This window comes from Streptomyces sp. NPDC020845, assembly GCF_044334165.1.
In the GTDB taxonomy this organism is placed as follows: domain Bacteria; phylum Actinomycetota; class Actinomycetes; order Streptomycetales; family Streptomycetaceae; genus Streptomyces.
Genome location: NZ_JBIRSJ010000008.1, coordinates 179,487 through 193,219, shown reverse-complemented (window position 1 = coordinate 193,219; position 13,733 = coordinate 179,487). Strand labels below are relative to the sequence as shown.

Sequence of the window (13,733 nt, the reverse complement as noted above, 5' to 3'; positions counted from 1 at the left end):
AGGAGATTCAGAGACGATGTCGCCCCACGTCAAGCAGACGCTGTCGGAGCTCGCGGCCCGGGTGCTGGACGCCTCCCCCGAGCGGGTGGCCGAGGCCTCCTTCGAGGAGCTGGGCCTCGGCCTGGTCGCGGCCGTGGAGCTGACCGAGGAGGTCAACGCCCGGTTCGGCACGGCGCTTCCGACCAGCGCGGTGACCGAGGCGGGCGATCTCGGTCGGCTCGCCGAGCGCGTCGAGGCCACCCTCGCCCAGCAGGCCGCCCCGCCGGAGGCGGTGGCGGTGATCGGGATGCACTGCCGTACCGCCGGCGCCGCCGACCCCGAGGAGCTGTGGGAGGTGATCAGCAAGGGCCGGGACTGCACCGGTCCGGTGGCCGACCCGGTGGCGCTCTCGCTGTTCCGCGAGCACTTCCCGGACGCGGCGGTGCCCGCTTACGGCGCCATGGCCGAGGCCGAGTGCTTCGACCCGGCGTTCTTCCGGATCTCACCGCGCGAGGCCGCCGCGATGGACGCCGCCCAGCGGGTCCTGCTGGAGTCCTGCTACCACGCGCTGGAGGACGCCGCCCAGGACGCCTCGGCGCTGCGCGGCCGCGCGGTCGCGACCGTCGTCGGCTCCACCGGGCTCGCCCCGCAGAACGAGTACTCCGCGCATGCGCTGATGGGTTCCGACACCAGCATCATGGCCGCTCGTCTGGCCTACCACCTCGACCTCGCCGGGCCCGCGCTGACTGTGGACACGGCCTGCTCGTCCTCGCTCGTCGCCGTGGACATCGCGCGCCGGCTGCTGCTGTCCGGCGAGGCGGAACTCGCGCTGGCCGCCGGGGTCTACGTGGTCAACCACCCCGGGACCTTCGTCACCATGGAGGCCCTGGGCACCGTCTCACCGCGCCGCACCTGCCGCCCCTTCGACGCGGAGGCCGACGGCATGCTGGTGGGCGACGGCGTCGGAGTGCTGGTGCTCAAGCGCCTGTCCGACGCGGTCCGGGACAACGACCGGATCCTGGGCGTCATCCGGGGCAGCGCGACCAACCAGGACGGCCGGACCTCGGGGATCACCTCCCCCAGCTCCACCGCGCAGAGCGCCCTGCTGCGCGAGGTCTACCGGCGCAGCGGCGTCGACATGGGCCGGCTGCGCTACGTGGAGGCGCACGGCACCGGGACCAGCCTCGGCGACCCCATCGAGGTGCACGGCCTGACCGAGGCGTTCGAGGAGTTCACCGAGCGCAAGCAGTTCTGCGCGATCGGCTCGGTCAAGGCCAACATCGGCCACACGATGGGGGCCGCGGGCGTGCTGGGCGCCATCAAGGTGCTGCTGTGCCTGCGGTACGGAAAGCTCCCCCCGGCAGCCAACTTCCGCGACGAGAACAAGCACGTCGACTTCGCCGACAGCCCGGTCTACGTCAACCGCGAGCCGGCCGACTGGGCTGCGGACGACACTGGCCCCCGGCTGGCCGGCGTGAGCTCTTTCGGGTACAGCGGCACCAACGCCCACGTCATCATCGAGGAGTACCCCGCCGCCGAGCGCCGCGGTCGGCCCTTGCCCCGGCGGCGGCAGCTCGTACCGCTCTCCGCGAAGACCGACGCCCAGCTGCGGCAGAAGGCCGGGGCGCTCGCCGCACGGCTGCGGAACGACAAGCTGGGTGACGACGCGCTGCAGGATGTGGCGTACACGCTCCAGGTGGGCCGCGAGGCGTTCCCCGAGCGGCTCGCGGTGTCCGCCGACTCGATGAGCGAACTGATCAAGCGGCTGGAGGCGTTCGCGGGCGGCGCCGACGCCGTCCCGGCCACCTACCGGGGGCGGGCCCCCGAAGACCGTACGGGCGGGCAGGCCCCGACCGCGTCCGGGCGCGATGTGGACGAGCTCGCCGCGGCCTGGGCCACCGGCGCGGCGGTGGACTGGCCACGGCTGCACACCGGCGGCGCGCCCCGGCGGATCCAGCTGCCCGTCCACCCCTTCGAGCGCGAGGTGTTCCGCCACGCCTGGGCCGACGGTGCCCCGGCCGACGCGCCCGGCCATGACACCGCGCCACCGCGCCCGGCCGCCGGAGCCGTGCCCTCCGTCCTGGTGGAACTCGACGCGGCGGCCGAGGAACACCTGCGGGCCGATCCGTCGGCCGCGGACATCGAAGCCGCGCTCCGCAACGATGTGATGGTCCGCGAACTGGCCAAGGTCTGCCGGGAGATGCTGTTCGCCTCGCTGCGCCGGATGGAGGTCTTCCAAGCCCCCGGCGAGCGCCACAGCGCGCCCGAGCTGATCCGGCGGCTGGGCGTCGTGGACGAGCACACCTCGCTGTTCCGCGCGCTGCTCGGCATCCTCACCGACGACGGGCTGCTGCGCGCCGAGGGCGAGGAACTGGTCACCACCGACCGGGTCGCCGACCCCGCGCCGCTGCGCTGGGAGCCGGACCGGTTGGAGGCCCTCAAGCGCGAGGTGACCGGCCACTACCCGGAGATGGAGGGCTACTTCCGGCTGCTGACCTCCTGCCTGGGGGAGTTCCCGGCCATCCTCACCGGCCGCCGCAAGGCCCATGAAGTCCTCTTCCCCGACGGCTCCTTCGACGCGGTGGAGGCCGTCTACCACAGCGATCAGGACACCAACGCCCTGGTGGCCCAGCTGGTCGCCGCGTACGCGCGGGCCCGGTTGGCCCGCGACCCGGGCGCGGAGGTGTCCGTGTTGGAGATCGGCGCGGGCACCGGCGGCACGACCGCGAAGGTGCTGCCCGCGCTGGACGGCCTCCAGGACCGGCTGCGCTACGCGTACACCGACATCTCGCGCAGCTTCACCCTGTACGGGCGCAACCGGTACGCCAAGGACCACCCGTTCCTGAGCTTCCAGCAGCTGGACATCGAGTCCCCGCCGACCGAGCAGGGCTTCGAGGCGGGCGCCTACGACGTCGTGCTGGCCTGCAACGTGCTGCACGCTACCCGGCGGATCGACGACTCGCTGGCCCACGCCCGGCAGCTGCTGCGGCCCGGCGGTGTGCTGATCCTGCTGGAGACCACCCGGGTGCAGGAGTTCTTCACCCTCACCTTCGGCCTGATGGCCGGCTGGTGGGCGTTCCAGGACCACGAGCGCAGGCTGCCCGGCTCGCCGCTGCTGAGCGTCGCCCTGTGGCGCCAGGCCCTGGAGCAGGGTGGCTTCCGCGCGGTGCGCAGCCTGTCGCTGGCGCCGGTGCGCGAGGACCAGGCGTACCAGGCCGTCGTCCTGGCGGAGAACGAGGGGGCCGTGACGGACACCACCGCCGCCCTCCCGCCGCTCCCGGCGCAGGCTCCGGTGGCCGCCCCGGTGACCGTCCCGGCGGAGCCGCCGGTGGCCACCGACCCCGTACCGGCCACCGACCCCGTACCGGCCGCTGAGGCCGCGGAGGCCGCCGCGGGCTCGCTCCAGGCCATGGTGGTCGACGCCTGGCGGGAGGTGCTGGGCGTCGCCTCGGCACGCCCCGAGGACGACTTCCAGGAGCTCGGCGGCGACTCGATCCTCGCCACCCAGGTCATCTCCCGGCTCAAGAGCGGCTTCCCGATCGAGCTGGACCTGGGCGAGCTGTTCCAGGCCCGCACCCTGGCCGACATGGTCGCCATGCTCGAAGCGGAGCTGGTCGAGCGCATCGAAGAACTGCCCGAAGACACCGTTGCCACCTTGCTCGCGTGAGTCGCGGAAAGCCGCGGACAGTCGCAAAAAGCTGAGGAAAGCCGCATATTCCGAAGGAGTTCTCCCGCCATGTCCCCCGAAGACCTCGCCACCACGCGCAAGGCGCAACTGTCCCCGGCGAAGCGGGCGCTGCTGGAGAAGCTGAGCGGCGCCAAGCGGTCGGCGGGCACCACGCGCACCACCGGCATCCCGCGCCGCCCCGCCGGCGACCGTCCGCCGCTCTCCTTCGCCCAGCGCCGGCTGTGGTTCCTGGACCAGATGGTGCCCGACAGCGCCGCGTACAACGTCCCGATGAGCTTCCGGCTGCGCGGGCCGCTGCGCCACGAGGTGCTGCAGCGCGCGGTCGACGAGATCGTCCGCCGGCACGAGTCGCTGCGCACCGTGCTGCCCAGCGAGGACGGCGAACCCTGGCAGCGGATCCTGCCGCGGGCGAGCGTGCCGGTCGAGCTGGTGGACCTCGGCGCGGACCCGGGCGCGCTGGACGGCCGGATCGACGAGGCGGCGCGGCGCCCGTTCGACCTGGCCGCGGGGCCGCTGCTGCGGGTCACCCTGTACCGGCTGGAACCCGAGCTGCACGTGGTGCTGCTCAACGCCCACCACATCGTCGTCGACGGCTGGTCGCTCGGCCTGTTCTGGCAGGAGCTGCTGACCCTGTACCACGCCTTCGCGGCCGGGCGCCCGTCCCCGCTGCCCGAGCTGCCCATCCAGTACGCGGACTTCGCCGTCTGGCAGCGGGACCACCTCAGCGGTGACCGGCTGGAGCAGCAGCTGAAGTACTGGCGCGAGCAGCTGGGCGAGGGCACCGAGCCGCTGGAGCTGCCCTTCGACCGGCCCCGCCCCCCGGTGCAGACCTTCGAGGGGCGGGATCTCAGGACCGTCTTCCCGGCCTCGCTGCGCACCGAGCTGACCGGGCTGTGCAAGCGGGAGGGCGTCAACCTCTTCACCGTGCTGCTCGGCGCGCTCAACGTCCTGCTGCACCGGTACACCGGACAGGAGGACATCGCGGTCGGCTCGCCGGTCACCAACCGGACCCGGCTGGACATCGAGCAGCTCATCGGGCTGTTCGTCAACACCCTCGTCTACAAGACCCGGCTGGGCGGGGAGCCGGACTTCCGCGAGGTGCTGCGCCGGGTGCAGGGCGTCGTGAACGGGGCGCACCAGCACCAGGAGGTCCCCTTCGAGGCGGTCGTGGAGGCGCTGCAGCCGGAGCGCTACCTCAGCCAGAACCCGCTGTTCCAGGTCTCCTTCAGCTTCCTGCCGGCCCGTGATCTCAGCTCCGGGGAGGAGCTGACGGTCGAGGCGATCGAGGGCATCCGCAACGACACCTCGAAGTTCGACCTGTGGATCAGCGTGGTGGACCGCGACCGGGACTTCCTGGTCGAGGTGGAGTACAACTCCGCGGTCTTCGACGAGGCCACCGTCCAGCGACTGCTCGACGGCTACCGGATGGTGCTGGAGGCGGTCGCCGCCGACCCGGGGCTGGGCGTCGGGGAGCTGCCGGTCATGCCGGCCGCCGACCGCGAGCGGCTGGAGCTGGCCGGGCACGGCGCCACGGCACCGGCCGCTACGGCACCAGCCGCCGCGGCACCGGCGGCTGCGGAGCCGTGGCCGTCCGCCGCGCTGCTGCACGAGCTGTTCCAGGAGCGTACGGCGGAGGCGCCCGGCGCGGTGGCGGTCAGCCACGACGGCGAGCATGTCACCTACCGCGAGCTCGACGGGCGGGCCAACGCGCTCGCGCACCGGCTGCGCGGGCTGGGCGCCCGTCCCGGCGCGGTGATCGGGCTGTGCGCCGAGCGGTCCGTGGACCTGCTGGTCGGGATCCTGGGCATCCTGAAGTCCGGCGCCGCCTATCTGCCCATCGCCGCCGACTATCCGCCCGAGCGGGTCTCCTATCTGCTGGCCGACAGCTCCGCGCCGATCCTGGTGACCCAACCGCATCTGGTCGACGGCCTGCCCGAGCACAAGGCCCGGCTGGTGGTGCTCGACGGGGAGACCGACGAGCACGCCCCCGAACGGGCGGCCGGTGCCGGCCCGCAGGATCCCGCGTACGTCATCTACACCTCCGGCTCCACCGGAACGCCGAAGGGCGTGCTGGTCAGCCACGCCAACGTGGTACGGCTCTTCTCCGCCACCAAGGAGTGGTTCGGTTTCGGACGGTCGGACACCTGGACGCTCTTCCACGCCTTCACCTTCGACTTCTCGGTGTGGGAGATCTGGGGCGCGCTCGCGCACGGCGGGCGTCTGGTCGTCGTCCCGCACTGGGTGAGCCGTTCCCCGGAGAGCTTCTACGAGCTGCTGCGGGACGAGCGGGTCACGGTGCTCAACCAGACGCCGCTGGCGTTCCGCCACCTGTCGGAGGTGGAGCGGGGTGCCCTGTGCCTGCGGGTGGTCGTGTTCGGCGGTGAGGAACTCGATGTGCGCAGCCTGCGCGACTGGTTCGACCGGCACGGGGACCGCTCGCCCCGGCTGGTGAACATGTACGGGATCACCGAGACGACCGTGCACGTCACCTACCGCCCGGTGACCCGCGCGGACGTGGACGCCGCCGCGGCGCACAGCCCGATCGGACGGCCCATCCCCGACCTGCGGGTGCGGGTGCTGGACCGCTACGGCCAACCCGCCCCGGTCGGGGTGCGGGGCGAGCTGTATGTGGGCGGGGCCGGGGTGACCCTGGGATACCTCAACCGCCCGGAGCTGAACCGGCAGTGCTTCCTGCACGACCCCGACGGCTCCCGCTGGTACCGGAGCGGGGACCTGGTCCGCTGGACGGCCGACGGAGAGCTGGAGTACCTGGGGCGCGCCGACGACCAGGTGAAGATCCGCGGCCACCGCATCGAACTGGGCGAGATCGAGGCGGCCCTGGCCGAGCACCCGAAGGTCGGGGAAGCGGTGGTGCTCGCCCGGCGGGAGCCCGGGGACACCGGGAACAAGCGGCTGGTCGCCTATGTGGTGCCGGGCGCCCGCAAGGACGGGGCGCGGGACGGCGCGGACACCTCCGAGGCCATCTCCGAGGCTGCTTCCGAGGCCGCCTCCGAGGGGGCGTCGGTCCGGGGAACGGAGTGGGAGGCCGTCTTCGACCGCGTCTACGGAGAAGAAGAGAGGGAAGGGGCCTCCGGCCCCGACGACTTCAAGATCAGCGGTTGGGACAGCAGCTACCACGGCGGACAGCTGTCCGACGCCGAGATGCACGAGTGGGTCGACACCACGGTCGAGCGCATCCTGGCCCTGCGCCCCCGGCGCGTGCTGGAGATCGGCTGCGGCACCGGCCTGCTGCTCTCCAGGGTCGCCCCGCACTGCGAGGTCTACCACGGCACCGACATCTCCGAGGCCGCGCTGGACCATGTGCGCAGCCGGCTGGTGGAGCGCCGGGAGGAGCTGTCCCATGTGCGGCTGCACAACGGTGGCGCGGACGACCTCTCCGCCTTCCAGGACCGGCAGTTCGACCTGGTGGTCATCAACTCCGTGGTCCAGTACTTCCCGGACGCCGGCTATCTGCGGGACGTCCTGGGCGAGGCGCTGCGCCGCGTGGACGACGGCGGCACCGTGTTCGTGGGCGATGTGCGCAACCTGGCCCTCCTGGAGGCGTTCCACACGGACGTGGAGCTCCACCAGCCCGGTCCCGCGCCGAGCGATGAGCGGCTGCGCGCACAGGTCCGCCGGCGCATCGCCCAGGACCAGGAGCTGGTGCTGCACCCGGACTTCTTTCGGGCCGTGCAGCAGGAGGAGCCCCGTCTCGCACGGGTGCGGACCCAGTTGCGGCGCGGTGTGCACGAGAACGAGATGAGCCGATACCGCTACGACGCGTTCCTGCACGTCGGCGGGGAGGTGGCGGCCCCGGCCACCCCCGGGGCCCGGATCTCCTGGTCCGCGGGGACGGACACGCTCGACGCGGTCGAGCAGCGGCTGCGCGCCGAGCCCGACCGGGCGCTGGCCGTAGTCGGCGTGCCCAACGCCCGGCTGGCCACGGCCGGCGACCAGGGCGTCCAGCCGGAACAGTGGTGGCGGCTGGCCGAACGCCTGGGACGCACCGCGACCGTCGACTGGATGCCGGACCGAGCCGACGGAAGCTACGCGGTCCTGCTGAGCCCCGAGGGCGATGAGCGCGACTGGGCCGCCTTCGAGACGGCGGAACCGTCGGGCCGGTGGCAGGAGTACGCCACCGACCCGGTGTTCAACCGGTGGGCGCGGGCGGTGGTGCCCGAGCTGCGCGGATACCTCAAGGACCGGTTGCCGGACTACATGCTCCCGGCCGCCTATGTCGCGCTGAAGCAGTATCCCGTCAACGCCAACGGCAAGCTGGACCAGAGCGCTCTGCCGGAGCCGCTGGTCGAGGTGGCCGACGAGTCGGGGGACACCACCGAGCCCCGGACGCCGGCCGAGCGCATCATCGCCGAGGTCTGGACCGAAGTGCTCGGCGTGGGACCGATCAGCGCGGGCAACAACTTCTTCCGGCTGGGCGGCGACTCCATCCACAGCATTCACGTGGTGGCCAAGGCCCGCGAACGGGGCCTTGAGCTGACCCCGCAGATGATCTTCCAGTACGACACGCTCGCGGAACTCGCGGCGGCGGCCCAGGCGGCCCCCGGGGCGGGCACGCGGGCCGACGCCGAGGACGAGCCCGGCGACCGGGACGCCGCCGCGCGGCTGGCGCAGCTCCGGGCGGACCCGGATGTCGAGGACGTGTACCCGGTGGCCCCGTTCCAGGAGTGGGCCCTGCGCAAGCTGCGTTCCCCGGAGCCGGGAATGTTCCAGGTCCACCGGATCACCGCGGTGCCCCGGGGGATGGCCGACAAGGAGGACTTCCGCCGCTTCCTGGAGGCCCAGGCCCGGACCTACCCGGCGATGCGGACCTCCTTCCGGTGGACCGCACCGGACCAGGCGGTCCAGGTGGTCCACCGTGAGCCGCGGGTCGAGCTGGACTTCGTCGACTGGCGGGCGCTGACGCCCACCGAGCAGGACGCGGCGCTCGAACGCCACCTCAAAGACGACCGGGAACGCGGGATCGAGCCGGAAGAGCCGGGCGCCATACGCTACTTCGTGGCCGATGTCGACGACGACACCTGCGTCATCGTGGTCAGCCTGAGCTATCTGTGCCTGGACGGCTGGAGCTTCGACATCGTCGCCAACCAGCTCGACCAGGGCTTGCCCGCGCTCGCCCAGGGAAGGCCGATAGAACTCGACGCGGCCCTTCCCTTCAAGGAGTTCGTGGCCGCGGTGCGCGGCGGCGACCAGCGCGCCGCCGAGCGCTACTGGCAGCGGGCTCTGGGCGGTCTGCCGGGGCCGACGCTGCTCTCCGAGCAGGTGCCCGGCAACGCCGTCGGAAGCGAGAGTGGATTCGGCCGGCAGTGGACAGCGCTGCCGAAGGAGCTCGCGGCCCGGCTGCGCGAGGTGGCCCGCGAGCACCGGCTGACCCTCAACGTGCTCTTCCAGGCCGGATGGGCGGCAACGGTCGCGGCCTTCGTCGCCCAGGGGCGGGAGCGGGCCGACCTGACCCACGGCGTGCTGTTCACCGGGCGTTCCGGCGGACCTCAGGGGGTGTCCGGCATGGTCGCCCCCACCCTGAACATCCTGCCGCTGCGCACCCGGCTGGACGCCGCCGAGCAGGTCCCGGCGTACCTCGCCCGGGTCAGGGACGAACTGGTCGCGATGAGCGCCCACGAGAACACTCCGATGCACCGGGCGCTGGCCTGGGGCGGACAGCCGGAGGACGCCCTGCCCACCGAGAGCTACCTGGTCTTCCAGAACGTCGGTCTCGACAACTCCGAACGCTTCAGCGCGGCGTACTACATCTCGCGGATGGGCTTCCCGCTGCGGCTGGACGTCTTCCCGACGGAGACGGTCAAGCTGCATATGTCGTACTACCGGGACCGTTTCACGGACGCCACAATCACCCGGCTGATCGGCTCCTTCGTCTCGGTGCTCGAAGTCCTCGCGGCCGACCGGCCGCAGGGCGTGCGGGACATGCTGGCGGCGGCCCTGCGGGAGGGGCCCGCCCCGGACGGCCTCCTCGGCTTCCGCGAGGGCGAGTTCGTGGTCAAGGACATCGTCGCGCTGCTGGGCGAGGACCGGTGACGGCGCCCACTGGTTCCGGGTCCGCCGTCTCCCTGCCCACCGTCTCCCTGCCCACCGCCTCCCTGCCCACCGTCTTCATGTTCTCCGGCCAGGGCTCCCAGTACCACCGGATGGGCCAGGACCTGTACCGGGCCGAGCCGGTGTTCCGGGAGACGCTCGACCGCCTCGACGCCGTTGCCGAGGCGGAACTCGGGGCGTCCGTTCTGGGCCGGATGTACGACCCGGGCCGCGGTCCCGCCGAGCCGTTCGACGACCTGGAGTTCACCCATCCGGCGATCGTCATGGTGCAACTCGCCCTCGCGGACACCCTCGCCGGGTACGGGATCGACCCCGACCTGCTGCTCGGCGCGAGCCTCGGCGAGTTCACCGCGTGCGTGCTGGCGGGCGTGGTGGACCGGGACACCTGTCTGAGGCTGCTGATCCGGCAGGCCAGGGCGGCGCGCGGAGCGCTGCCCGGCGGGATGCTCGCGGTCCTGGGCGACGAGCGGCTGCACCGGGACATCCCGCTGCTGCGCGACCACACCGAGGTCGCCGCCCGGAACTACCCCGGGCACCTCGTCCTGTCCGGCGCCGACGACGCCCTGACCGCCGCCGAGGAACTGCTGCGGGCGCGCGATGTGGCCTGCCACCGGGTGCCCGTCCCGTACGCCTTCCACTCGGCCCTCATGGACGCCGGCGAGCCGGTGTTCCGGACCACCGTCGCGGAGGCGGAGCTGCGGCCGCCGCGGATCCCGATCGTGTCCTGCGCCGCCATGGGCGCGGTCGACCGGGTGACGGCCGACCACCTGTGGCGGGCAACCAGGGCGCCGATCGAGTTCGCGGCCACGCTGACCGCGCTGGAGCGGAGCGGCCCGTACCAGTACCTCGACCTCGGCCCGTCCGGCACCCTGCACAACTTCGTCCGGGCCGGCCTGCCCGCCCATTCGCGGTCAAGCTCCCACGCGCTGCTCAGCCCGCTGAGCGAGGACACCCGCGCGCTGGCCGAGTTGCGCTCCGCCGTGGCCCCGCGCCCCCGCACCCGCCCCGCCCCTCAGCACCCCCAGGAGGGCATCATGAAGGTATATGGATTCCCCGGTCAGGGCAGCCAGGCCAAGGGGATGGGAAAGGACCTCTTCGACGAGTTCCCGGAACAGACCGCGGTGGCGGACGCCGTGCTCGGGTACTCGATCAGGGAGCTGTGCACCCAGGACCCCCGACGGGAGCTGAAGCTCACCCAGTTCACCCAGCCCGCGCTGTACGTGGTCAGCGCCCTGACCTGGCTGCGGAAGCTGCGAGATGACCCCACCCCGCCGGACTGCCTGGTGGGGCACAGCCTCGGCGAGTACGTCGCGCTGTTCGCCGCCGGGGCCTTCGACTTCGAGACCGGCCTGCGGCTGGTCAAGCGCCGCGGCGAACTGATGAGCCGCGCCGAGGGCGGGCGGATGGCCGCCGTGCTGGGCTGTGACCTGGACCGGGTGGAACAGGCGCTGCGCGACCACCAGCTGACCGGCCTGGACATCGCCAACCACAACGCGCCGGCCCAGTTCGTCCTCGCCGGACCCACCGATGAGCTCGAGCGGGCCAAGCCGGTGTTCGAGGGCCTGGGCGCGCACTATGTGATGCTGAACGTCAGCGCCCCCTTCCACTCGCGCTATCTGCGCGAGACCGCCGACGAGTTCGCCCGCTACCTCGACGGCTTCACGCTGCGCGACCCCGGCATTCCCGTGATCGCCAACGTGGACGCCCGGCCGTACCGGCCCGGCGAGGTGAAGCGGACGCTGGCCCGGCAGATCGCCTCGACGGTGCGCTGGACGGACACGGTCAGGTATCTCATGGGCAAGGGCGAGTTCGAGTTCGAGGAACTGGGACCGGGCGCGGTGCTCCGCAAGCTGGTCACCAAGATCAAGGCCGAGGCGGAGCCGCTGGTCACCGAGGAACAGGTCACCGAGCAACCTGTCGCCGAGCCACGGGCCACCGAGCAACCTGTCGCCGAGCAACCTGTCGCCGAGCGACCGGTCACCGCGCCACCGGTCGCTGAGGCTCCGGTCGCGGCGCCGCCGGTCGCCGCCGAGGTGGCTGCCGAGGTGGCCGCCGCCCCTGGCGCGGTCGGGGCGGAAACTCTGGGCGCCGGGACCTTCCGGGAGCGCTACGGTCTCCGTTACGCCTGCCTCGCCGGTGCCATGTACGGCGGGGTGTCCGGAGCAGAGCTGCTGGTGCGGCTGGCGAAGTCCGGCGGGATGGGCTTCTTCGGGAGCGGCGGGCTGGCCTTGGACGAGGTCGAGGCGGGGCTCGACGCGGTGCGGGCCGCCCTGGGCGCCGACGGGGCGTACGGAGCGAACCTGCTGCACCAGTACGCCGACCCGGAACGGGAGTCGGCGCTGGTCGACCTGTTCCTGCGGGCCGGTGTGCGCACCATCGAGGCATCCGGCTTCCTGCGGATCACCCCCGCGCTGGTCAAGTACCGGCTGAGCGGGGGCAGGGTGCTGGCCAAGGTGTCCAGCACCGATATGGCGGCCGCGTTCCTGGAACCCGCGCCGCGGCGCATCGTCCGGCAACTGCTCGACGAGGGGCGGATAGCCGCCGCGGACGCCGAGCGCTTCGCGCACCTGCCGATGGCCGACGACCTGTGCGTGGAAGTCGGCGCCGGCTGGTACGACGCCACCGGCACGCTGGCCACGCTGCTGCCCGCCGTGGTCCGGCTGCGGGACGCCCGGTCCGCACGGGCCGGATCCGGGCCGAGGATCCATGTGGGCGCGGCCGGCGGAATCGGCAGCCCGGAGGCCGCGGCCGCCGCGTTCATCCTGGGCGCGGACTTCCTGGTCACCGGCTCGATCAACCAGTGCACCCCGGAAGCGGCCACCAGCGAGGCCGTCAAGGACCTGCTGCAGGAGATGGAGGTCCATGACGTCGCCCTCGCACCCGCCCCGGACATGTTCGAACTGGGGGTGCGGGCGCAGGTGGTCAAGCGCGGTGTGCTGCTCCCGGCGAAGGCGGGGAAGCTGCACGAGCTGTGGCGGCGCCACGACTCCTTCGAGGACATCGACGCGCCGACGCGCCGTCGGATCGAGGAGAAGTTCCTGCACGGATCGTTCCACGAGGCCGCCGCCGCGGAGTCGGACGCGGGGCCGGGTGGCGACGGCAAGCGGCGGATGGCCACGGCCTTCCGGTCCTACCTCCACCGCGGCTTCCGGCTGGCGCTGCGCGGAGACCTGGGGCGGAAGGTCGACTACCTGGTCTACTGCGGTCCCGCGATGGGCGCGTTTAACTCCTGGGTGGCCGGTACCGGTCTCGAGCCGTGGCGGTCCCGCCACGTCGACACCATCGCGGAGCACCTGATGTCCGAGACGGCTGCTCTGCTGCGGGACCGAGCGGCCCACTACAGCTCCAGGTGACGGTAAGGGGAGAGGGTTCGACCGTGAGTTCGCACGACGGCGTCGGTGTGTCCGGGAAGACGTAGCGATCGTGGGCATGGCCGGACGGTTCCCGGGTGCCAACACGGCTTCTTCGTAGCACGGTGTGGTACTCGCTGAGCAGTCCACAGAGTATCTGCCGACGCCTGACCGTGGCAGCGGGCTGGGGGATGACGTTCGGGGCGTCGTCCGGAGCTCGTAGGCTGAGGCTGCGGTGGGCTCGTACGGTGTTGTGGTGCTCGGCGTACCTGGTGAGGACCATACGCAGGTGTCGTTCGCCGGTGATGAGGATTCGGTCGGTGCGTTCGGTGCGAGCGCGTTGGACCGGGGGCCTTGCGGCGAGTCGGGATGACGGCCCTTCGCGACCGTCCGGCTATGCACGAAGGTCACCAAGGGCGCGGGCAGCCGGACCGCGGTCCCGGCGATGGTATTCAAGCTCTTCGAGTCCGCCCAGCAGCGGTGGCGGACGTGAACGCACCCTCACCTCGTAGCCCTGGTCCGCGCCGGAGCCGGCTTCAACACGGCCACCTCGTCGAACGCCCGATGGCGCACGCAGTCTGAGGACCGCAGCCGTACCACGAGACCGCGTGCTTCGGGCCGCGCAGCGAAGCGACCTGTCGGTCGGG

3 protein-coding genes and 1 pseudogene are annotated in these 13,733 nt (G+C 72.4%); all 4 read left to right on the top strand.

The genetic code is table 11. From position 1 onward, the window contains the following. Positions 1 to 16: 16 nt before the first annotated feature. A complete protein-coding gene (locus tag ACH4U7_RS22090; RefSeq protein ID WP_398529563.1) occupies positions 17 to 3,646 on the top strand; it encodes a beta-ketoacyl synthase N-terminal-like domain-containing protein in 3,630 nt (1,209 codons plus the stop codon). Between the two features lie 69 nt (positions 3,647 to 3,715). After that, entirely contained in the window at positions 3,716 to 9,718 is a 6,003-nt protein-coding gene (locus ACH4U7_RS22085; RefSeq protein WP_398529562.1) for an amino acid adenylation domain-containing protein, read from the top strand. Further along, positions 9,715 to 13,089, top strand: coding sequence for an ACP S-malonyltransferase (fabD, locus tag ACH4U7_RS22080; RefSeq protein WP_398529561.1), 3,375 nt, complete (start codon positions 9,715 to 9,717; stop codon positions 13,087 to 13,089). Before ACH4U7_RS22085 ends, fabD begins: the two co-directional genes overlap by 4 nt. A gap of 376 nt (positions 13,090 to 13,465) precedes the next feature. Continuing rightward, positions 13,466 to 13,668 (top strand): annotated as a pseudogene (locus ACH4U7_RS22075) (IS256 family transposase); the annotation flags it as partial. Positions 13,669 to 13,733 lie beyond the last annotated feature (65 nt).

Excerpts from the sequence above, each read along its gene's own strand:
- ACH4U7_RS22090 (WP_398529563.1), top strand. The coding sequence starts at position 17 with ATGTCGCCCCACGTCAAGCAGACGCTGTCGGAGCTCGCGGCCCGGGTG.
- ACH4U7_RS22085 (WP_398529562.1), top strand. The coding sequence starts at position 3,716 with ATGTCCCCCGAAGACCTCGCCACCACGCGCAAGGCGCAACTGTCCCCG.